Here is a 21,148-nt window from a genome sequence, read left to right as displayed (position 1 = left end):
ATGAACGCGACGGCGCGTCATCAGCCTCCAGCATCCGGCCGCAAGCCGGTGCCGCGTGGTGCCAGTCGCACGGTGACCAGAGAGCCGCTTTCGGCACGTGTGCCGAAAGCCAAAGTGGGCGGGTTCTTCAAGAAACTGGGTTGGTTGATATTGATGGTTGCGCTGGGTTACGGCGTTTACGAGGGCGCGCAACGGTTGCTGCCTTACGCCGACCGGCCGATCACCAAGATCAACGTTCAGGGCGACCTGAGCTATATCAGCCAGCAGGCGGTGCAGCAGCGGATCGCGCCTTATGTCGCGGCGAGCTTCTTCACCATCGACCTCGCTGCCATGCGCAGCGAGCTGGAAAAGATGCCATGGATTGCTCACGCAGAAGTACGACGTGTATGGCCGGATCAAGTAGTGATCCGTCTGGAAGAACAACTGCCAGTGGCGCGCTGGGGTGATGAAGCTTTGCTCAACAACCAGGGCGAAGCGTTTACACCACGCGAACTGGCCAATTACGAACACCTGCCGCAATTGTTTGGCCCGCAGCGGGCCCAGCAGCAGGTGATGCAGCAGTATCAGGTGTTGAGTCAGATGTTGCGCCCAATGGGGTTCTCCATCGCTCGGCTGGAATTACGTGAACGTGGCAGCTGGTTTTTGACCACGGGCGCGGGCAGTGCGGGACCCGGTATCGAGCTGTTGCTGGGACGCGATCACCTTGTAGAAAAAATGCGCCGTTTTATCGCCATTTACGACAAAACGCTTAAAGAACAGATCACGAATATTGCGCGCGTCGATCTGCGTTACTCCAACGGCCTTGCCGTCGGGTGGCGCGAGCAGGCAGCGCCCCCGACGGACAAACCCGCCGTCGCGAAGAATTGACAAGAGGCAGGACCATGGCAAACGTGCAAAGCGGCAAAATGATCGTTGGCTTGGATATCGGCACCTCCAAGGTGGTGGCGCTGGTAGGCGAAGTCGCGGCCGATGGCACGCTGGAAATCGTCGGTATCGGTACCCATCCATCCCGCGGCCTGAAGAAGGGCGTGGTGGTGAATATCGAGTCCACCGTTCAGTCGATCCAGCGCGCAGTGGAGGAAGCTCAGCTGATGGCGGGCTGCCGTATTCACTCGGCGTTCGTCGGCGTAGCGGGCAACCACATTCGCAGCCTGAACTCCCACGGCATCGTCGCGATCCGTGATCGTGAAGTCAGCTCGGCGGACCTGGAGCGCGTACTTGATGCTGCCCAGGCGGTTGCGATTCCGGCTGACCAGCGCGTGCTGCACACCTTGCCGCAGGATTACGTGATCGATAACCAGGAAGGCGTTCGCGAGCCACTGGGCATGTCGGGCGTACGTCTTGAAGCCAAAGTGCATGTGGTGACGTGTGCTGTGAACGCTGCGCAGAACATCGAGAAGTGCGTGCGTCGCTGTGGTCTGGAAATCGACGACATCATTCTGGAACAGCTCGCTTCGGCTTACTCGGTGCTGACCGACGACGAAAAAGAGCTGGGCGTGTGCCTTGTGGATATCGGTGGCGGTACCACCGACATCGCAATCTTCACCGAGGGCGCGATTCGCCACACGGCGGTGATCCCGATTGCCGGTGATCAAGTCACCAACGACATCGCCATGGCCTTGCGTACACCGACGCAATACGCCGAAGAAATCAAGATCCGTTACGCCTGCGCCCTGGCCAAACTGGCCGGTGCCGGTGAAACCATCAAAGTGCCAAGCGTTGGCGACCGTCCGCCGCGCGAGCTATCGCGTCAGGCGCTGGCCGAAGTGGTCGAGCCGCGCTACGACGAGCTGTTCACCCTGATCCAGGCGGAACTGCGTCGCAGTGGCTACGAAGATCTTATCCCGGCCGGCATCGTGCTGACCGGCGGTACCTCGAAAATGGAAGGCGCGGTCGAACTGGCCGAGGAAATCTTCCATATGCCGGTGCGCCTGGGTGTGCCGCATAGCGTCAAAGGGCTCGCAGATGTCGTGCGTAACCCGATTTATTCCACCGGTGTCGGCTTGTTGCTGTACGGCCTGCAAAAGCAGTCTGACGGTTTCTCTTTGTCTGGCATCAGTAGTAGCAGTAGCGGCTATGGAGATGAGCCTAAAGCTCCAGTGCTTGAACGCTTCAAGCGCTGGGTGCAAGGCAACTTCTAAGCCTCAAGGCAGTAATGGCAGCAGTGGGCACCAGGCAAAAAAACTAGAGAATGAAAGGAGAGGGAAAATGTTCGAACTCGTAGACAACGTCCCGCAAAGCCCGGTAATCAAAGTTATCGGTGTGGGTGGTGGTGGCGGCAACGCCGTTAATCACATGGTCAAGAGCAACATCGAAGGCGTGGAATTCATCTGCGCCAACACCGATGCTCAAGCGCTGAAAAACATCGGCGCGCGCACCATCCTGCAACTGGGTACTGGCGTTACCAAAGGTCTTGGCGCTGGCGCCAACCCTGAAGTCGGTCGTCAGGCTGCTCTGGAAGATCGTGAGCGCATTGCAGAAGTTCTGCAGGGCACCAACATGGTTTTCATCACCACTGGCATGGGCGGCGGTACCGGTACCGGTGCAGCTCCGATCATTGCTGAAGTGGCCAAGGAAATGGGCATCCTCACCGTAGCGGTGGTGACTCGTCCGTTCCCGTTCGAAGGTCGCAAGCGTATGCAGATCGCCGATGAAGGCATCCGCATGCTGTCTGAAAGCGTCGACTCGTTGATCACCATTCCTAACGAGAAGCTGCTGACCATCCTCGGTAAAGACGCCAGCCTGCTGTCGGCTTTCGCCAAGGCAGACGATGTACTGGCCGGTGCCGTTCGCGGTATCTCCGACATCATCAAGCGTCCGGGCATGATCAACGTCGACTTCGCCGACGTACGTACCGTGATGAGCGAAATGGGTATGGCGATGATGGGCACTGGCTGCGCCAGCGGTCCGAACCGTGCACGTGAAGCGACTGAGGCAGCCATTCGTAACCCGCTGCTCGAAGACGTTAACCTGCAGGGCGCTCGCGGCATCCTGGTCAACATCACTGCCGGTCCTGACCTGTCTCTGGGTGAGTACTCGGACGTGGGTAGCATCATCGAAGCGTTCGCCTCCGAGCACGCAATGGTCAAGGTCGGTACCGTTATCGATCCGGACATGCGCGACGAGCTGCACGTGACTGTGGTTGCCACAGGCCTGGGCGCGAAAATCGAGAAGCCTATGAAGGTTATCGACAACACCCTGCAAACTGCCCAGCCGTCTCAGGCTCAGCCTGCTGCAGCTCGTCAGGAAGCCCCTTCGGTGAACTACCGCGACCTGGATCGTCCTACCGTGATGCGCAATCAGGCTCACGCAGGCGCTACAGCCGCAAAAATGAGCCCGAATGACGATCTGGATTACCTGGACATCCCGGCTTTCCTGCGTCGTCAGGCTGATTGATGAAATGTATCAGGGGTATTAGGGTGATTGGTGTTCAGCAAAGGCCGGGTCTGCTATTATCGCCAGCCTTTGTTGATACCAGTTCGCAACTTGCGCTGAAGCGGCCAATGCCATGATTAAACAACGCACCCTGAAAAATATTATCCGTGCCACAGGTGTCGGTCTGCACTCCGGGGAGAAGGTTTACCTGACCCTCAAGCCTGCACCTGTGGATACCGGTATCGTGTTCGTACGTGCTGACCTCGACCCCGTCGTGCACATTGCTGCCCGTGCGGAAAACGTCGGTGACACCACTCTGTCGACCACGCTGGTCAGCGGTGATGTCAAAGTCGACACCGTAGAACATTTGCTCTCGGCCATGGCTGGCCTGGGCATCGATAACGCTTACGTTGAACTCTCTGCCTCCGAAGTTCCAATCATGGATGGCAGCGCGGGGCCCTTCGTATTCCTGATTCAGTCGGCTGGCCTGGAAGAACAGGACGCGCCGAAAAAATTCATCCGGATCCTGCGGGAAGTCACACTGGAAGAGGGCGGTAAACGCGCTACTTTCGTGCCTTTCGAAGGATTCAAAGTCAGTTTCGAGATCGATTTCGATCATCCGGTCTTCCGCGATCGCACACAGAGTGCAAGCGTGGACTTTTCCAGCACTTCCTTCGTGAAGGAAGTCAGCCGTGCCCGAACCTTCGGGTTCATGAGTGACATCGAGTACCTGCGCAAGCACAACCTCGCACTCGGCGGCAGTGTGGAAAATGCCATCGTGGTGGATAAGGATGGCGTACTGAACGAAGACGGCCTGCGTTACGAGGACGAATTCGTCAAACACAAGATTCTTGATGCAATTGGTGACCTTTACCTGCTGGGCAACAGCCTGATAGGTGAGTTCATTGGCTTCAAGTCGGGGCATGCACTGAACAACCGTCTTCTGCGTAAATTGATCGCAGAGACAGACGCTTGGGAAGTTGTGACCTTCGAAGATGCCAGTACTGCACCGATTTCTTACATGCGCCCTGTAGCGGCCGTGTAAGGACAGCTTTACTCTCCTTCCTTTTTGTTGTTTTTAAAGGCTGCCCTCGGGCGGCCTTTTTTTATTGTCAGTTTGATGCTCCAGGATTCTCATAAGCCAGATGCTTGAAGTCTGAGCGTCAAACTTCGCAGATGTACCTGCCCCGGTCTTCTTTCAGTCGGCCAATATTTCCTCTATGGGTCCAGCTCAAGCTCCCCCTGAGCTATTCTTTAGGAGTTGTCCTACGTGCAGGGAGGCTGTTTCTCACATTAATTCCTGAGGTCTTCGTCCAAAGTCGCTCGTTGGGTATTAGCAGCTGTGCTGCTTTTCGATACTCCTTTGAGTTGCTTATCCTGACGGAGACTGAATCATGGAATTTCCACCCCCCAAAGGGAGTTCATTGCTTTCCACTCTTTCGCTATCTCTGAGCATCGGCTTGCTGTCGGGCTCGCTGCCGATTGGTGAGTCTGCGGCGAATGCCGCTTCGATGCTGGCGACCTGCGAGAGCTGCAATTTTCGAGACGGTTACGCCATTGTTAATCAGGATAAAGTGCGGTTGCATTACGTCGCGGGTGGCAAAGGACCTGCGCTTTTGCTGATTCCTGGCTGGCCCCAGACCGCATATACCTGGCACAAGATCATGCCGGAGCTGGCCCGGAAATTCACCGTCATAGCCGTTGATCCTCGAGGTTTGGGCGATTCGAACAGGCCTGTGGCCGGATACGATACGGACAACGTGGGGCGCGATTTGCATGAGCTGATGCAACAGCTCGGGCATTCGACTTATCAAGTCGTCGGGCATGATGTGGGGATGTGGATTGGCTACTCGATGGCGGCTAACTATCCCGATGCCATTACGCGCATTGTGCTTTCTGAAGCGGGCATTCCCGGCCTTGATCCATTACGCTCCTGGCACTTTGCTTTCAATCAACTTGTGGATCTGCCAGAAGCGCTGATTGAGGGTAAGGAACGTATCTACCTGGAATGGCTGTTCAATAGCTTTGCTTACAGGCCGAGCGATCTGGCAACCGAAGAGTATGTCCGTGCTTATTCCAAACCGGGGGCAATGCGGGCTGGTTTCGCTTATTACCGGGCTATCCCGGAAACAATCGAACAGAATAAAAAGCATGCTGCTGTGCCGCTGACAATGCCCGTGCTGACGGTGGGCGGCGAGTTCGCAAGAGGCAGTGGACTTAAAGCAATGCTGGACCCGGTTGCGGCCAACGTGGCAGCCCGTGTTATCAGCGATGCGGGGCATTATCCTCAGGAGGAAGCTCCCCAAGAGATGTTAAAAGTCCTGATGGAGTTTCTTGACGCAAAGGAGTAGCAAAAGCGGTTGATCGCGCCATTCGGTTTCGGCTTATTCCTTTGGCTTGGCGTGACTTGCCAAACGCTCCAGCGCGGCGCGCAGTTTCGGATCGGTAATCCCGTCAGCCGTCGCCTGAATGCTCTCGGCGGCTACGGTCGACAAGTCCATCGTGTGACCTTTAGCCCCTTGAGCGGGCGTAGGGGGTTGGACCTTGAAGACAATCCGCGTGAGGCTGGCGAATTCGTCGAAGGCCGTCAGCTGTCGCTGCAGGCGCTTTTGTTGATAGCGCAGACGCGTCGCCCAATGACCGTCGGTCACAATCAGCAGCAAGCTGCCTTCGCGCCACGAAGCAACATGACAATGTTCGCGCGCAGCAGGCTGCAACTGGCTTTCAAGCAGCCGTTGCAGGTGTCCCAAGCGTTGAGCGTGATGAAAAATACCCTTCAAAGGCTTTGCTTCACGCAGCAATACTGCGGGTGCCCGAGCGGGGAGTGGACGAAACGCCATGAGCAACAACCCTGGATGACAAGTTTGTCATGTTATCAGAAAGCGCCCGCAACCCCTTGTCCCATGCGGGTTTGCCTGTTTTACCCGTTAAATCAATGGCTAACTTCTGCGTTGGACGGGTTGAACTCTCAGGAAATGACCCTATCTACAAACAGCCCCGTCACAGCGCTGTGCCAGCATCGTGGAATAACGCCACTTTCCTCACCATCGTTTCCGGGTAGAATACTCGTTCGCATGCGGCCATGAGGGCTGCACGGGCGACTCACGGGGCCGCCCTCCATTCCTATGTCTGGAAGATCCTGTCGATATGTTTGCGCCTTTGTTAAAAAAACTTTTTGGAAGCAAGAACGAGCGTGAAGTGAAGCGCATGCTCAAGACGGTACAGATCGTCAATGCCTTCGAAGAGCAAATGGTGGCCCTTTCGGACGAGCAACTCCGTGCCAAGACCGAAGAGTTCAAGGCCCGCTTAGCCAAAGGTGAGACCCTCGATCAGCTGCTTCCTGAAGCTTTCGCGGTCGCACGTGAAGCTGGCAAGCGCGTCATGGGTATGCGCCACTTTGACGTTCAGTTGATTGGCGGCATGACTCTGCACGAAGGCATGATTGCCGAAATGCGTACCGGTGAAGGTAAAACCCTGGTGGGTACACTGGCGGTTTACCTCAATGCATTGTCCGGCAAGGGCGTGCACGTGGTAACGGTCAACGACTATCTGGCTCGTCGTGACGCCAACTGGATGCGTCCACTGTACGAATTCCTTGGTCTGAGCGTTGGCATTGTCACGCCATTCCAGCCGCCAGAAGAAAAACGTGCGGCTTACGCGTCGGACATCACCTACGGCACCAACAACGAATTCGGTTTCGACTACCTGCGCGACAACATGGCGTTCAGCATGGACGACAAGTTCCAGCGCGAACTCAACTTTGCCGTGATCGACGAAGTGGACTCCATCCTCATCGACGAAGCGCGTACGCCGCTGATCATCTCCGGTCAGGCTGAAGACAGCTCCAAGCTGTATACCGAGATCAACCGCCTGATCCCGCGTCTCGTGCAGCACATCGAGGAAGTGGAGGGCGTAGTCACCAAAGCCGGTCATTACACCGTTGACGAGAAGACCCGTCAGGTCGAGCTGAATGAAGCCGGTCACCAGTTCATCGAAGAAATGCTTACCGAAGTCGGCCTGCTGGCTGAAGGCGAAAGCCTGTACTCGGCACACAACCTGGGTCTGCTGACTCACGTTTATGCCGGTCTTCGTGCGCACACGCTGTTCCATCGCAATGTCGAGTACATCGTTCAGGATGGCCAGATTCTGCTGGTCGACGAGCACACCGGTCGTACCATGCCGGGTCGTCGTCTGTCTGAAGGCTTGCACCAGGCGATCGAAGCGAAGGAAAACCTGAATATTCAGGCCGAAAGCCAGACGCTGGCTTCGACCACGTTCCAGAACTACTTCCGTCTGTACAACAAACTGTCCGGCATGACCGGTACAGCCGACACCGAAGCGTTCGAGTTCCACCAGATCTACACCTTGTCAGTTATGGTCATTCCGCCTAACAAGCCGTTGGCGCGTAAAGACTTCAACGACCTCGTGTACCTGACGGCAGAAGAGAAGTACGCCGCCATCGTCACTGACATCAAGGCCTGTCTGGCCGAGAATCGTCCGGTACTGGTCGGTACTGCGACCATCGAAACTTCCGAGCACATGTCCAAGTTGCTCAACCAGGAAGGTATCGAACACAAGGTTCTGAACGCCAAGTTCCACGAAAAAGAAGCTGAAATCATCGCGCAGGCCGGTCGTCCAGGTGCCTTGACCATCGCCACCAACATGGCCGGTCGTGGTACTGACATCCTGTTGGGCGGTAACTGGGAAGTTGAAGTTGCTGCACTGGAAAACCCGAGCCCGGAGCAAATCGCACAGATCAAGGCCGACTGGCAGAAACGCCATCAGCAAGTGATCGAGGCGGGCGGCTTGCACGTTATTGCTTCCGAGCGCCACGAATCGCGTCGTATCGATAACCAGCTGCGCGGTCGTGCCGGCCGTCAGGGTGATACCGGTTCAAGCCGTTTCTACCTGTCGCTGGAAGACAGCCTGATGCGCATCTTCGCTTCTGATCGAGTGAAGAACTTCATGAAGGCATTGGGCATGCAGTCCGGTGAAGCGATCGAACACCGTATGGTGACCAACGCGATCGAGAAGGCGCAACGCAAGGTTGAAGGCCGCAACTTCGATATCCGTAAGCAATTGCTCGAGTTCGACGACGTGTCCAACGAGCAGCGTAAAGTGATTTACCACATGCGTAACAGCCTCTTGGCCGCTACCAACATTGGTGACACCATCGCCGAGTTCCGTGAAGACGTACTCAACAGCCTGATCAGCCAGCACATTCCGCCGCAATCCATGCCGGAACAGTGGGACGTTGCCGGTCTGGAAGCTGCACTCGATACCGACTTCGGTGTGAAACTGCCGATTCAGCAATGGCTGGACGAAGACGATCACCTGCACGAAGACACACTGCGCGTGAAGCTGCTCGAAGAGTTGCTGGCCGCGTACAACGAGAAGGAAGAGCAGGCCAGCGCCGAAGCGTTGCGCACGTTCGAGAAGCAGATTCTGCTGCGCGTACTGGACGATCTCTGGAAGGACCACCTGTCCACCATGGATCACCTGCGTCACGGTATTCACCTGCGCGGCTACGCTCAGAAGAACCCGAAGCAGGAATACAAGCGCGAGTCCTTCACGTTGTTCCAGGAACTCCTGGATTCGATCAAACGCGATACCATCCGTGTGCTGTCTCACGTTCAGGTACGCCGCGAAGATCCGGAAGAAGAGGAAGCTCGTCTGCGTCGCGATGCCGAAGAGCTGGCGCAGCGCATGCAGTTCGAACACGCTGAAGCACCGGGCCTTGAACAACCAGAAGCGTTGGTTGAAGAGGGCGTCGATGTCGCGACCCTTCCGGTCCGTAACGACCAGAAGCAAGGTCGTAACGAATTGTGCTGGTGTGGTTCCGGTAAAAAGTACAAACATTGCCACGGTCAAATCGGCTGATCCTGATCTGATCCGGTAGTGGTTTTGAAGTAACAGCACTAACGCCGCGACCGGCTTACCCGTCGCGGCGTTTTTCAATCGACTGCCGTACCGAAGCGGGCGGCGCAGATATCTTTCAAGGAGCGCACCTCATGGCTGTTGGTCTTGGTCCTTTGCCGACATTGCACCCGGTTCCCGGTTTTGAACTGGGCATTTCTTCTGCCGGCATCAAACGTCCGGGTCGCAAGGACGTTGTGGTCATGCGCTGTGCCGAAGGCTCCAGTGTTGCAGGTGTTTTCACCCTTAACGCGTTCTGCGCAGCACCGGTCATTCTCGCCAAACAGCGCGTCAACGGCCCTGTTCGTTATCTGCTGACCAACACTGGTAATGCCAACGCCGGTACCGGCGAGCCGGGTCTGGCCAACGCTGCGCGCACATGCGCCAGGCTGGCTGAGCTGACTGGCGTGGACGCCAATGCCGTGCTGCCATATTCCACCGGTGTTATCGGCGAGCCATTGCCTGTGGAAAAGATCGAAGGCGCGTTGCAGGCGGCCCTCGATGACCTGTCTGTGGATAACTGGGCTGCTGCGGCAACCGGCATCATGACCACTGACACGCTGCCAAAGGGCGCGAGCCGTCAGTTCCAGATCGATGGCGTAACCGTCACCGTGACCGGTATCAGCAAAGGCGCAGGCATGATTCGCCCGAACATGGCGACCATGCTGGGCTACATCGCCACTGACGCCAAGGTTTCGCAAAGCGTGCTGCAGGATCTGATCCGTGACGGCGCCAACAAGTCGTTCAACCGCATCACTATCGATGGCGACACGTCGACCAATGACTGCTGCATGCTGATCGCAACGGGCCAGGCTAATCTGCCGGAAGTGACCGAAGCCAAGGGGCCGCTGTTCGACGCGCTGAAAACAGCCGTATTCGAGGTATGCATGGAAGTGGCTCAGGCCATCGTCCGTGATGGCGAAGGCGCTACCAAGTTCGTGACGGTTGAAGTCAACGGCGGCGGCAATCACCAGGAGTGTCTTGACGTGGGTTACGCCGTGGCTCACTCGCCATTGATCAAGACCGCGCTGTTCGCGTCCGATCCTAACTGGGGCCGTATTCTGGCCGCTGTAGGTCGTGCCGGTGTGCCTGATCTTGATGTGAGCAAGATTGATGTGTTTCTGGGCTCCGTGTGCATCGCCAGCAAGGGCTGCCGCGCGACCACCTACACTGAAGAGCAAGGCTCGGCAGTAATGGCCGAAGCCGAAATCACCATTCGCATCGAACTCGGCCGTGGTGATTGCAGCGAGACCATCTGGACCACCGACTTGTCCCACGAGTACGTGAAGATCAACGCGGAATACCGCACTTGATCTGACGACAATCGGACCTGTGGGAGGGGATTCATTCCCGAAGACGTCAACGCGATTTACCTGATAAACCGCGCCAGCTTCTTCGCGGATGAATCCGCTCCTACCGACCACAGTTTTCTGTAGGAGTGAGCTTGCTCGCGATGGCGTCGATACAGGTGCCGATCAATTTGCAGGCAGTGTAAAGTCCACAGAAACATGATCAGCTCGTTCTATCTGGAGAACTCCTCATGACCCTGCACCTGATCATCGGCGACAAACGTTACTCTTCATGGTCTCTGCGACCGGCGCTGGCGCTTTACATGACGGGTGCGGCGTACACCGAACAGCTGATCCGCCTGGATCAGACAAACACCCGCCAGCAGATTCTCGAGCACTCGCCGTCCGGCAAGGTGCCCCTGCTGAAAACCCCGCATGGTTCGATTGCCGACTCGCTGGCGATCATCGAATACCTCGCAGAGCAATTCCCTGATGCAGGGCTGTGGCCCAGCGACACCGCTGCGCGTGCTCAGGCGCGCTCGGCATGTGCGCAAATGCACAGCGGTTTCATCGGGCTGCGCTCGAATCTGCCCATGGACTTGCACCGAGACGCAGCACTGGAAGTCATCTCTGTGGAAGCTCAGAACGACATCGAACGCATCGTCCAGCTATGGGCTGAGTGCCGGGCGGTTGCGGCTGAAAACGGTCCGTTTCTGTTCGGCAATGCCAGCGCAGCTGACGCGTTCTTTGCACCTGTGGCGGTACGCTTGCGCACGTACCGGATCGAACTGCCCGCCGAAGCGTTGGCGTACATCGAAACCCTCTACCGATGGCCGCTGTTCCAGCGTTGGCAGAAGGCTGCTTTAGAGGAAGTCGAAGGGTGAAACGTATTCATGTAGCAGCAGCGGTTATCCGCGGCGTTGACGGCAAGATCCTTATCGCGCGGCGTGCCGACACTCAGCACCAGGGCGGTTTGTGGGAATTTCCCGGTGGCAAGGTCGAACTGGGAGAGGCTGTCGAGTCGGCGCTTGCCCGTGAGCTTCAGGAAGAGTTGAACATCGTGGTCACCCAGGCACGGCCGCTGATCAAGATTCAGCATGACTATCCGGACAAGCAGGTGCTGCTGGATGTCTGGGAAGTGTCGGCATTTACCGGCGAACCGCATGGCGTCGAAGGGCAGCCACTGGCCTGGGTAACCCATCGTGAATTGGCAGATTATGAATTCCCAGCCGCTAATCAGCCCATTGTTGCTGCGGCGCGTTTGCCGGGTGAGTACCTGATCACCCCTGGCGAACTGGAAACCCCGCAATTGCTGCGTGGTATTCAGAAGGCTGTTGCGGGCGGTATCAAACTGATCCAGTTGCGTGCGCCGAATGGGTATGACCCGCAATACCGCGATCTGGCGGTAGACGCCGTGGGGTTGTGTGCCGGTAAAGCGCAATTGATGCTCAAGGGGCCGCTGGAATGGTTGGGGGACTTTCCCGCTGCGGGTTGGCACCTGACGTCGGCACAGCTACGCAAACTGGCCCCGAACGGGCGTCCGTTTCCGAAGGATCGCTGGCTGGCGGCCTCTTGTCATAACGCTGAAGAATTGGCTCTGGCCGAACTGATGGACGTCGACTTCGTGACCTTGTCGCCGGTGCAGCCAACCCAGACTCACCCTGATGCTCAGCCGTTGGGCTGGGAGCAGGCGCGTGAGTTGATTACCGGGTGCAGCAAACCGGTTTATCTGCTTGGTGGTGTTGGCCCTGCTGAACAGCAAAAAGCCTGGGAGAACGGTGCGCAAGGTGTGGCGGGGATCAGAACGTTCTGGCCGGGGGAGTAGTTAGTCTCATGCGTAATGGTGACTGTGGGAGCGGTGCTTGCCCGCGATAAGGCTGGACGCGTTCTAAAGTGAACCGCGTCCAGCCTTATCGCGGGCAAGCACCGCTCCCACAGGTTTAACGTTCATCCAGCGGGAGCGGTGATTAAGGCTTCTTCGCCGCTTCCCACAATATCTCTGCAATACCCTGCCGCTTGGCAATCAATCGCGCTGCGACAAACAACAAATCCGATAACCTGTTGATATACGCCAAGCCAACCCCGGCCAGCGGCTCGATGGCATTGAGATGCTGACAGCGTCGTTCGGCACTGCGGGCCAGGCTGCGGCAGACGTGGGCCTGGGCGATCAGCGCCGAACCACCGGGCAGAATGAAATTCTCCAGCGGCCCCAGCTCTTCATTCCACAGGTCGATGGCCGCTTCCAGTCGATCAATTTCAGCCTGATCAAGGGCCTGATAAACCGGCATCGCCAATTCGCCACCCAGGTCGAACAATCGATGCTGACACGGCGCGAGCACTTCGATCACCTCCGCGAGAGCAGGCTTTGCCGACAATTGCTCGGCCAGCCCGGCAAGGAGTAATCCCAACTGGCTGTTCAGCGTATCAACCTCGCCGATTGCCTCGACCCGGGGGTGATCCTTTGGCACGCGTCGGCCGTCACCCAGGCCGGTTTCGCCGGTGTCGCCAGTGCGTGTGTAAATCTTCGACAAGCGAAAGCCCATTCTCAATGCTCCGTTATAGCGGCGAAATAACCGCTTCAGGCACGTTCACCTGGCTGCCCGCCAAGGGCAGGCGCAAGGTGAAGCAGGTGCCTTGGCCGACAGAGGAGTGCACCTCCATCTGGCCTTTGTGATTGTTGGTAATGATGAAGTACGACACCGACAGCCCAAGCCCGGTGCCCTGACCAATTTCTTTGGTGGTGAAGAACGGTTCGAACGTACGTTTGCGCACTTGTTCGGTCATGCCGATACCGTTGTCTTCGACCTGAATCTCGGCCCATGGCGGATTCAGTCGGGTACGCAGAATGATACGCCCCGGTTCTGCATCATCCGGGCGTTGATGAATGGCCTGTGCGGCGTTCTTGAGCAGGTTCAGCAACACCTGCTCCAGTTCGTTGGCCGTCCCCGGCACCGGACCCAGTTCCGGGTCGAATTGACGAATGATGGCCTGGCCCTTGAAGTCGAAACCGATGGTCAGGTCAAAGTCATTACTGGCGATCTCTACCGCCTGATCAATCAATGCCGGCAGGTCGCACGGGGCCATTTGCCGGGTGCTGAGACGACTGAAGCTGAGCATGTGGCTGACGATCTTCGCGGCCCTTGCACCGGCTTGCTGAATGCCATCGAGCAGTTTGGGTACTTCTCGGCTGACCAGATAACGATTCACTGTTTCCAGTTCGATGCCTTCGGCTTCGGCCTGCTCGATGTTTTTCTGCAGGTCGGTCGACAGCCGCCGCCTAATGTTTTGCACGTTATGCAGGATCGCACCCAGCGGATTGTTGATCTCGTGGGCCATGCCTGCCGCCAGGCCGCCGACGGAAAGCATCTTTTCGGACTGCACCATCATCTCTTCCAGCGACAACCGCTGGGTGATGTCATCGACACGAATCACCACGCCTTGTCCCGCGCCGCCAGTCAGTGGGTAAAAGGTCAGGGCGTAGTGACGACGCTCTTCGTCCTTGATCCAGGTGACCCGTTCGATCTTGGTGACACTGTGTTTCTCCACCGTCTGCTTGAGCTGCGGCAGGAAGGTTCTCATCGGCGGGAAGGCCAGAAATATCGGCTGGTTGAGTGCTTCATCCAGAGGCGTGCCGGAAAGTGCGCTGGCTTCCTGATTCCACTGGGTGACATACAGTTGTTCATCCAGCGCAATCAGCGCCGAAGGCATCGAGTCGATGATGCTGTTCAGGTAGTTCTGGAATCCTGTGAGCTTCTTCTCGATCTTGCTGCGCACCTTCACCTCAAGCTCCAGCTTGCGGTTGGTGTTACGGGTCTCTTCGGCCAGCCCCTGAGCCTGATCGTAGGCCTCCTGAGAGTCGTCCCGAGCGCGCTTGAGTTGTTGCTCCCGGGCCTCGATACGCGACAGCATGGTGTTGAAAGCTTCAGCGAGACTGCCGATTTCATCCTTGTTGCCTGGCGCTGCGCGCAATGCGTAGCTCTCTTCCCGTGTGACCTGACGTGAGAGCTCTTCCAACTGATAGATGGGTTCGGTAATCAGGCGCCGAATCTGCCGGGCAATGACCAGCCAGAGCAGCACGCTGAACACCAGAATGCCGAGGCTGGCAGTCAGGGTGCCGGTGTAGAACGCAGTCGGTAATTCGCTACTGGCAACCAGTAACAGGTGGCCCGGTGCCTGACCCGCTTTCGGTACCGGGATTAGCTGGGTATTACGAAATTCGGTGATGCGCCAGGCTTCGATGTCTTTGAATCGTCCCGGCAGCCTGAGCTTGTCGCCTTGTTGCAGCTGGCCAATTCGCTCGCCATTGGTGTCGTAAAGAGCAGCAGCGCGCAACGGACCGTAATTTTTCAGCTCCTTGAGCAACGATTCGGCATCCGCTGGTGAGCTGAGTGCCTGTTCAGCAAGGTTCGGATTGCTGATCAGGCGGCCAATGGTCTGCAGTGCCTGAGGGGCCATGGCCTCCTGAGAAATGTAATAGGCGGCACTGATGAACGTCAGATTGGCGACCAGCAGGACAGTGGTCAGCAAGACCAGCAAGGCTGCCAGTAGCTTCTGGCCGACTGGCAGGTTTTCCAGGCGTTGGCGCAATGGCATGAGGCGAATCACACGGGGATGAGGAATGTTCAGGGTAGCGCGCCCCCCGGCCATTGAGCAAACAGGCGGCCGGAGCTAGTTCGCGGGCAGCCCTTTGTCCGTCAGATGTTTTACAAGTCTGACCTTCAGTTGCTGCAAATGCGGAATAACGACGCCATGGCGCTCGGCGGTTGCACAGGCATGGCCCAGCAAATAGCTGATCTCTGTGCGGCGTCCTTGCGCGACATCCTGATACATCGACGAGTAATTGGCCGCTGTTGCCTGAATGACTCGTTGCACATCGCTGTGCAGATCCTCGGCTGCTGCTGGCTGTCCGCACTGTTGAAGCAGTTCACTCAGTTCTGCGCACAGTGTTGCAACCTCGCAGTGATGTTGCATCAAACCACCGTTTCGGCAGTCGTGAAGTACGGTCAGCGGGTTGATCGCACAGTTCAGTGCCAGCTTGCGCCAGAGCCGGGTGAGGATGTCCGGGGTCCATTCATGGGGAATGCCTGCCAGTTGCAGGTCGCTCAGCCACTCAGGCGGGGAGGGATCGGCAGGGTCGCCCAACCAGTTATAACCATGCCCGGCAAACACCACTGACCCGTCGCGTTGGCGAAACGCTCCTTCGATGCTGGAGGCACAGATGCAACGTGCTTTCGGGACTTTTGCGGCGACCGCGTCCTGACTGCCCAAGCCGTTTTGCAGCAGGATTATTTCCGCGTCATGTGTCAGTCGATGCGCCAGTGCCGCTACGGCCTGCTCGGCATCGTAAGCCTTGCACGCCAGCAATAGCCGTTTGACGGGCTCTGCGCTGTCGAGAGTCTGCGCGCTGATCGCCACTCGACTTTCAACACCCTGCTCAACCAGCGTCAGAGTCCCGCCATTGGCGTTATACGCGGCCAGACGCGAGGCATCACGCAGGATCAGTCGAACCGGCAAACCCACTCTCGCCAGCCGCACTGCCCAAAGGCCGCCCAGGCTCCCGGCACCCAGCACATGCCAGACGACGGACATTAGCGGCTCATGGCAAGGCGAAGAAAACTGAGCAGGAGCGAGAAATTGGCTGTCGACATGGATGGCTCGCAGTGAACGCGGGAAAGTCTCGTTATAATAACCGGGTTTTATTCACATCAAAGACTGGCGTTTCAGCGCCATCCATTGGAGAAATGACATGCCCTCGTTCGACGTAGTGTCCGAACTGGATAAACACGAAGTCACTAACGCCGTCGACAACGCTATCAAAGAGCTGGACCGTCGCTACGACTTGAAAGGTAAAGGCGAATTCGAGTTCAAGGAAAAGGACCTGACGGTCAGTCTGACTGCCGAGGCGGAGTTCCAGCTTGAAGCGATGATCGAAATCCTCAAGCTATGCCTGGTCAAGCGCAAGATCGACGTCAAATGCCTTGAAGTCAAAGACGCCTTTGCTTCCGGTAAATTGATGAAGCAGGACGCCGTTCTCAAGGAAGGCATCGACAAAGAGCTGGCGAAGAAAATCGTCGCTCACATCAAAGAAGCCAAGCTCAAGGTCCAGGCCGCCATTCAAGGTGAGCAAGTGCGCGTGACCGGCAAGAAGCGTGACGACCTGCAAGAGGCCATGGCCGTCCTGCGCGCCAATGAGTTTGGCATGCCGCTGCAATTCAATAACTTCCGCGACTGATCGACCGCCCTTGGCGCAGGAATCTGTTTCCCTGACGCGTCTACGGCTTGTGCAAGCTGTGTAACCATCGGGCACCGCCTGATGGTTGCGGCGTCAGGTCGCGAAATGTAAGGAGAGAAAGATGGATTTGAATGCCGAAGTGGATCATCTGGTAAAGGCTTCTCAGGCCTGGATCCCGATGATCATGGAATACGGCAGTCGCGTACTGTTGGCGTTGGTGACCCTGACGATTGGTTGGTGGCTGATCAATCGCCTGACCACTAAGGTGGGGGCGCTACTGGCACTGCGCAATGCTGACCTCGCGTTACAAGGCTTTATCAGCAGCCTCGCCAACATCATTCTCAAGATTTTGCTGGTTGTGAGCGTTGCGTCGATGATCGGGGTCGAAACCACCTCGTTCGTTGCCGCTATCGGTGCTGCAGGTCTGGCGATTGGTCTTGCGCTGCAAGGCAGCCTGGCGAATTTCGCAGGCGGCGTGCTGATTTTGCTGTTTCGCCCGTTCCGTATTGGCGACTGGATCGAAGCACAGGGAATCTCGGGCACTGTCGACAGTATCCAGATATTCCATACCGTGGTGCGTACCGGTGACAACAAGACGGTGATACTGCCCAATGGCAATCTGTCCAACGGGATTATCACTAACACCAACCGCCAGCCGACCCGCAAGATTACCTTTGATGTGGGCGTGGATTACGAGGCCGATCTGAAGCAGGCGCTGCAAGTCCTGATGGATATGGCAGATGATCCTCGCATACTGCAGGACCCTGCACCGCAGGCCGTGGTAGCTGCGCTGGGTGATAGCTCGATCACTGTTTCGTTGCGGGTCTGGGTCAAGACCGGTGATTTCGGCGATGTGTCCAACCGCTTCAACGCCGAAGCCCGTGACCGCCTGCGTGCTGCCAACATCGACATCCCGTTCCCGCAACGCGTTATTCGCGTGGTTCAGGATTCAGCAGCACCGCAGTAATTAGCCTATGACTTTGTAGGAGCTGCCGAAGGCTGCGAAAGCATTCTGGCTGACACGCCGCCATCGCAGCCTTCGGCAGCTCCTACAGATTCAGCGTTCCAGTCTTAAAGTTGATCTTGCGAGGGCTTCTCCGCCTCAAGCACCTCGGCCGCCTTGTCCTGGCGCGCTTCCTTGCTCCACTGCAGGATGATCATGATCAGCGTGGGTACGCCCAATAGCGCAGTGATCAGGAAGAAGTTGTGATAGCCATACTTCTCCACCACAACCCCCGAATAACCTCCCAGCAAACGCGGCAGCAGCAGCATGATCGAGCTGAGCAGCGCGTATTGTGTCGCCGAGAATTTGAGGTTAGTCAGGCTCGATAGATACGCTACGAACGCCGAGGTCGCCAATCCGGAGCTGAAGTTGTCCAGGGAAATGGTCAGCACCAGCATCTTCAGGTTCGGCCCCATGTCGGCCAGCATCAGAAACAGCAGGTTGGTAGCCGCCGAGGTCAGCCCGCCAATGAACAGAATCGGCATGATGCCAAAACGCACGATCAGCAATCCGCCAAAGCCTGCGCCCAGCAGCGTCATGATCAGACCGAAGATCTTGCTGACACTGGCAATCTGGTCCTTGGTAAAGCCCTGATCGATGTAGAAGACGTTGGCCATGACACCCATGACCGTGTCTGACATACGGTACGTCGCGATCAATCCCAGCAACAGGAACGCCTGCCAGCGATAACGCAGGATGAAGTCATTGATCGGCGTCAGCACCGGAGCCAGGCCACGCCGCCCCATTGAAGACAGGCACGCGACGGTCAGGACGATATAGAGGATGGCGCGCAGAAAGGCGCGGTCTTCCATCAGCAGGTCCGTCCAGCTGGCGTGCTGAAACAGTACGCTGGCGAAGTCTGTGTTGTAGAGCTGGGTGAACATTGCCGGAACCGATACGAGCAGCACAATCAGCACAAAGACGGACGCCAGCTGGTGCACGAAACCATAGCGAGCGGCAGACAACTGGGTGCGCAGTGCCACCGGAGGTTCGCGCATGATCAGCGTAGTAATCAACGCTGGCAGCATCAGCAGGCCAAACAGCACGTAGGTGCCGGTCCATGCCGAATGTTTATAGGCGAAACCCGTGGAGCCAAAACCTTCGGCGAAATACAGCGCGCCTGCGGTGGCGAGCAGCGCCGCGACACGGTAGCCGGACATGTAACTGGCTGCGAGGGCGGCCTGCTGGGTATCGTTGGCAATTTCCAGGCGATAGGCATCGATGGCGATGTCTTGAGTCGCGGATGAAAACGCCACGACCACGGCGATTGCGATCAGCCAGGACAAGTGCTGCTGCGGGTCGCAGAAGCCCATGCCGATCAATCCCAGAATCACCAGGCTTTGCGATAGGACGAGCCAGGAGCGTCGCCGCCCCAACTTGCCAAGCAGCGGCAGGCGCCATTGGTCGAGCAGGGGCGACCACACCCATTTAAATGCATAAGCCAGCCCGATCAGGCTGGCATAGCCAATGGTTTCTCGAGCGACACCGGCTTCACGCAACCAGACCGACAGAGTAGAAAACACCAACATGTAGGGCATGCCCGCAGCGAATCCGAGCAATAACAGCACTAACGTCGAAGGGCTGGCATATGCGGCGAGCGCGGCGCGCCAGGTTTTACGGGGCATGGGCTGGAGTCTGCCTCAGGTTACGAAAACAAAGGGCGCACTCTAACCGCTGTGCTCTATCGGACGCCAGCCATGACGCCGGATATCTACCCGATTGTTCTGCACAATGATGCCTTCTGCACGTAATCGGGCGCGTTGTTCGTCACCTGACGGTGTACCGACGGGCAAACTGACCTTGCCGCCAGCACCTATCACCCGATGCCACGGCAGCGAAGTGCCATCCGGTAACTGGCTCAATGTCCGCCCGACCCAGCGCGCAGCGCGACCCAGTCCGGCCAGTTCCGCCAACTGCCCATAGCTGACCACTTTCCCTTCAGGCACCTGATTGAGCGTAAGGTACAGCGCCGTGCGTCGCGCCTGCGTCGGGTCCATTCCGGTCGGATCCGATGAGTCCGGCTGCTGCTTGATCAACGCTTTGCTCCTGTTTATAGAGCTGTTTATGGATGGGCGGCCGCCTGGTATTTGAACTACTGAAGTTTTCTGCTGTCAGTGTTTTCTGTTCCAGCGGCGGTCTTCGATTGCCTTGACGTCATCCCGAGGGATGATGCCCGATTTTCCGCTAACTTGAGCCTCCTTGTTGCTTATGCTGACCAGAACTTTGCTGTTCCTCGCTGCCTCCGTTGCCGCTACTCCTTTGCTCGCTGATACCGTCTGGTTGAAGAATGGCGACAAAATCACCGGTACAATAAAACTCTTCGACGGCGGCAAGCTAGTGGTTGAAACCTCTTACGGGGGATCGATTCCCGTTGACTGGAAGCAGGTCAAGACCCTGGAGAGCGACCAGCCGCTGATGGTCAAGCAGGATCAGTATCAGGGCGAAATTGCCAAATCGTTGAAAGCCTCTGACGACGGCAAGGTCACGCTGACCAACGGCGACGCACCTAAAACGGTCGAGCTGGCCAGCATCCAGCAGATTCTCAAGCCCAAGCCGGTGATCACTGATCTGGTCTGGAAGGGCAATGTCGACCTGGCGGCGGATTTCCAGCAAGCCGAGAACGACACCAACGATTACAACGTCGCTTTCAAGACCTCGGCGCGGCATGGTCAATGGCGTCATAACGCCAAAGGCGATTACAACCGCGAGACTCAGGATGATGTGGTCAGCACTGACAACTGGAGTGCCGAGTACTCCATCGACCGCTTCCTGACCGAGAAATTTTTCTGGGATGGCCGGATCAGTTACAAGCGCGACAAAGTCGAAGACCTCAGTCGTCAGCGCGTTGTAGGTACGGGGCCGGGCTACCAGTTCTGGGATGACGAGCTGGGCGCTTTCAAGCTGGGCGCTCTGCTTAACCGCACCGATTTCGAGTTCAGAAACGGCGAGAAAGAGAATTTCTACTCTGTGGCGGGTACTTGGGATTACAACCGTTTCCTGATCGGCAAAAAGGTCGAGTTCTTCACCAACGGCGAAGTGGGCAAACCCATCAGCAACGTGGCTGACTATTCTCTGGATGCGGAGGTAGGGCTTCGCTACAAAGTGACGGATTGGGCGTCATTGAACCTCAAGGCCGAGAAGAACGTTATCAGCGGATCCGAAAATGGCGACCTGGACAAAACCCGCTACACCGCAGGGTTTGGTGTGAGCTGGTAAGACCTGTTAAATAGCTGGCACGCGCTCTTGCTCTGAATGATGCCTTGTTCGGTGGAAGATTAGGTGCGACCACCGACGCCCTCGCGGCTAAAGCCGCTCCTACGTACGCCGTCCGGC

Annotated in this window: 18 protein-coding genes; 12 read left to right on the top strand and 6 right to left on the bottom strand. The window is 57.2% G+C overall.

Annotated features, from left to right (window positions below):
* From CKW31_RS14915 to CKW31_RS14895, 5 genes are all read left to right on the top strand, one after another.
* The gene (locus CKW31_RS14915; protein ID WP_027900246.1) at positions 1-867 is read left to right on the top strand and encodes a cell division protein FtsQ/DivIB; all 867 of its coding nucleotides are present in this window, start codon (positions 1-3) and stop codon (positions 865-867) included.
* A 14-nt stretch (positions 868-881) separates the two neighbouring features.
* A complete protein-coding gene (gene ftsA / locus CKW31_RS14910) occupies positions 882-2,141 on the top strand; it encodes a cell division protein FtsA (protein ID WP_027900247.1) in 1,260 nt (419 codons plus the stop codon).
* 67 nt (positions 2,142-2,208) lie between these two features.
* Complete coding sequence (gene ftsZ, locus CKW31_RS14905; protein ID WP_095096340.1) at positions 2,209-3,396, top strand: cell division protein FtsZ; 1,188 nt, start codon at positions 2,209-2,211, stop codon at positions 3,394-3,396.
* Between the two features lie 112 nt (positions 3,397-3,508).
* A complete protein-coding gene (gene lpxC / locus CKW31_RS14900) occupies positions 3,509-4,420 on the top strand; it encodes a UDP-3-O-acyl-N-acetylglucosamine deacetylase (RefSeq protein ID WP_027900249.1) in 912 nt (303 codons plus the stop codon).
* A 349-nt stretch (positions 4,421-4,769) separates the two neighbouring features.
* Complete coding sequence (locus CKW31_RS14895; RefSeq protein ID WP_256582623.1) at positions 4,770-5,726, top strand: alpha/beta fold hydrolase; 957 nt, start codon at positions 4,770-4,772, stop codon at positions 5,724-5,726.
* 33 nt (positions 5,727-5,759) lie between these two features.
* On the opposite strand, the gene CKW31_RS14890 is transcribed toward CKW31_RS14895, so the two are convergent.
* Positions 5,760-6,215, bottom strand: a complete 456-nt coding sequence (locus tag CKW31_RS14890; RefSeq protein ID WP_095096337.1) for a DUF721 domain-containing protein — start codon at positions 6,213-6,215, stop codon at positions 5,760-5,762.
* 307 nt (positions 6,216-6,522) lie between these two features.
* Here CKW31_RS14890 and secA point away from each other — a divergent pair, with 307 nt between their 5' ends.
* The 4 genes from secA to CKW31_RS14870 all read left to right on the top strand — a co-directional run bounded on the left by secA (position 6,523) and on the right by CKW31_RS14870 (position 12,405).
* A complete protein-coding gene (gene secA, locus CKW31_RS14885; protein WP_095096334.1) occupies positions 6,523-9,255 on the top strand; it encodes a preprotein translocase subunit SecA in 2,733 nt (910 codons plus the stop codon).
* A 131-nt stretch (positions 9,256-9,386) separates the two neighbouring features.
* Complete coding sequence (gene argJ / locus CKW31_RS14880) at positions 9,387-10,604, top strand: bifunctional glutamate N-acetyltransferase/amino-acid acetyltransferase ArgJ (protein WP_095096331.1); 1,218 nt, start codon at positions 9,387-9,389, stop codon at positions 10,602-10,604.
* 227 nt (positions 10,605-10,831) lie between these two features.
* Entirely contained in the window at positions 10,832-11,464 is a 633-nt protein-coding gene (locus tag CKW31_RS14875) for a glutathione S-transferase family protein (RefSeq protein ID WP_095096328.1), read from the top strand.
* Positions 11,461-12,405, top strand: a complete 945-nt coding sequence (locus CKW31_RS14870) for a Nudix family hydrolase (protein WP_095096326.1) — start codon at positions 11,461-11,463, stop codon at positions 12,403-12,405. The genes CKW31_RS14875 and CKW31_RS14870 overlap by 4 nt, the downstream gene beginning before the upstream one ends.
* A gap of 142 nt (positions 12,406-12,547) precedes the next feature.
* Here CKW31_RS14870 and CKW31_RS14865 read toward each other — a convergent pair whose 3' ends face one another.
* The 3 genes from CKW31_RS14865 to CKW31_RS14855 all read right to left on the bottom strand — a co-directional run bounded on the left by CKW31_RS14865 (position 12,548) and on the right by CKW31_RS14855 (position 16,169).
* Positions 12,548-13,123 (bottom strand): cob(I)yrinic acid a,c-diamide adenosyltransferase, encoded by a 576-nt coding sequence (locus tag CKW31_RS14865; protein WP_095096323.1) that lies wholly within the window; start codon positions 13,121-13,123, stop codon positions 12,548-12,550.
* 13 nt (positions 13,124-13,136) lie between these two features.
* Positions 13,137-15,173 carry an ATP-binding protein gene (locus tag CKW31_RS14860; protein WP_095096320.1) on the bottom strand — a complete coding sequence of 679 codons (2,037 nt, stop codon included), beginning with the start codon at positions 15,171-15,173 and terminating at the stop codon, positions 13,137-13,139.
* A 75-nt stretch (positions 15,174-15,248) separates the two neighbouring features.
* Positions 15,249-16,169, bottom strand: a complete 921-nt coding sequence (locus tag CKW31_RS14855) for a putative 2-dehydropantoate 2-reductase (RefSeq protein WP_095096316.1) — start codon at positions 16,167-16,169, stop codon at positions 15,249-15,251.
* A gap of 157 nt (positions 16,170-16,326) precedes the next feature.
* On the opposite strand from CKW31_RS14855, the gene CKW31_RS14850 reads away from it, so the two are divergent.
* Positions 16,327-16,812 (top strand): YajQ family cyclic di-GMP-binding protein, encoded by a 486-nt coding sequence (locus tag CKW31_RS14850; RefSeq protein WP_027900271.1) that lies wholly within the window; start codon positions 16,327-16,329, stop codon positions 16,810-16,812.
* Positions 16,813-16,933: 121 nt separating this feature from the next.
* Positions 16,934-17,779 (top strand): mechanosensitive ion channel family protein, encoded by an 846-nt coding sequence (locus tag CKW31_RS14845; RefSeq protein WP_095096312.1) that lies wholly within the window; start codon positions 16,934-16,936, stop codon positions 17,777-17,779.
* Positions 17,780-17,883: 104 nt separating this feature from the next.
* On the opposite strand, the gene CKW31_RS14840 is transcribed toward CKW31_RS14845, so the two are convergent.
* Positions 17,884-19,440 carry an AmpG family muropeptide MFS transporter gene (locus CKW31_RS14840; protein ID WP_095096309.1) on the bottom strand — a complete coding sequence of 519 codons (1,557 nt, stop codon included), beginning with the start codon at positions 19,438-19,440 and terminating at the stop codon, positions 17,884-17,886.
* A gap of 42 nt (positions 19,441-19,482) precedes the next feature.
* Positions 19,483-19,812, bottom strand: a complete 330-nt coding sequence (locus CKW31_RS14835; protein WP_095096893.1) for an MGMT family protein — start codon at positions 19,810-19,812, stop codon at positions 19,483-19,485.
* 211 nt (positions 19,813-20,023) lie between these two features.
* On the opposite strand from CKW31_RS14835, the gene CKW31_RS14830 reads away from it, so the two are divergent.
* Positions 20,024-21,031, top strand: coding sequence for a DUF481 domain-containing protein (locus CKW31_RS14830; RefSeq protein WP_095096304.1), 1,008 nt, complete (start codon positions 20,024-20,026; stop codon positions 21,029-21,031).
* Positions 21,032-21,148 lie beyond the last annotated feature (117 nt).

Origin of the sequence: Pseudomonas sp. Irchel 3A5 (genome assembly GCF_900187575.1) — a bacterium.
GTDB lineage: Bacteria > Pseudomonadota > Gammaproteobacteria > Pseudomonadales > Pseudomonadaceae > Aquipseudomonas > Aquipseudomonas folii.
Note: the sequence above shows the minus strand (reverse complement) of the source record. Positions and strands in the feature narration are given on the sequence as shown.

Bases quoted from the DNA above. Each gene is read 5' to 3' on its own strand.
- CKW31_RS14840 (WP_095096309.1), bottom strand. From the start codon at position 19,440: ATGCCCCGTAAAACCTGGCGCGCCGCGCTCGCCGCATATGCCAGCCCT.
- CKW31_RS14845 (WP_095096312.1), top strand. From the start codon at position 16,934: ATGGATTTGAATGCCGAAGTGGATCATCTGGTAAAGGCTTCTCAGGCC.
- lpxC (WP_027900249.1), top strand. From the start codon at position 3,509: ATGATTAAACAACGCACCCTGAAAAATATTATCCGTGCCACAGGTGTC.
- CKW31_RS14890 (WP_095096337.1), bottom strand. From the start codon at position 6,215: ATGGCGTTTCGTCCACTCCCCGCTCGGGCACCCGCAGTATTGCTGCGT.
- argJ (WP_095096331.1), top strand. From the start codon at position 9,387: ATGGCTGTTGGTCTTGGTCCTTTGCCGACATTGCACCCGGTTCCCGGT.
- CKW31_RS14915 (WP_027900246.1), top strand. From the start codon at position 1: ATGAACGCGACGGCGCGTCATCAGCCTCCAGCATCCGGCCGCAAGCCG.
- CKW31_RS14895 (WP_256582623.1), top strand. From the start codon at position 4,770: ATGGAATTTCCACCCCCCAAAGGGAGTTCATTGCTTTCCACTCTTTCG.
- CKW31_RS14875 (WP_095096328.1), top strand. From the start codon at position 10,832: ATGACCCTGCACCTGATCATCGGCGACAAACGTTACTCTTCATGGTCT.
- CKW31_RS14865 (WP_095096323.1), bottom strand. From the start codon at position 13,123: ATGGGCTTTCGCTTGTCGAAGATTTACACACGCACTGGCGACACCGGC.
- CKW31_RS14860 (WP_095096320.1), bottom strand. From the start codon at position 15,173: ATGCCATTGCGCCAACGCCTGGAAAACCTGCCAGTCGGCCAGAAGCTA.
- ftsZ (WP_095096340.1), top strand. From the start codon at position 2,209: ATGTTCGAACTCGTAGACAACGTCCCGCAAAGCCCGGTAATCAAAGTT.
- CKW31_RS14830 (WP_095096304.1), top strand. From the start codon at position 20,024: ATGCTGACCAGAACTTTGCTGTTCCTCGCTGCCTCCGTTGCCGCTACT.
- secA (WP_095096334.1), top strand. From the start codon at position 6,523: ATGTTTGCGCCTTTGTTAAAAAAACTTTTTGGAAGCAAGAACGAGCGT.
- CKW31_RS14850 (WP_027900271.1), top strand. From the start codon at position 16,327: ATGCCCTCGTTCGACGTAGTGTCCGAACTGGATAAACACGAAGTCACT.
- CKW31_RS14855 (WP_095096316.1), bottom strand. From the start codon at position 16,169: ATGTCCGTCGTCTGGCATGTGCTGGGTGCCGGGAGCCTGGGCGGCCTT.
- ftsA (WP_027900247.1), top strand. From the start codon at position 882: ATGGCAAACGTGCAAAGCGGCAAAATGATCGTTGGCTTGGATATCGGC.
- CKW31_RS14835 (WP_095096893.1), bottom strand. From the start codon at position 19,812: ATGGACCCGACGCAGGCGCGACGCACGGCGCTGTACCTTACGCTCAAT.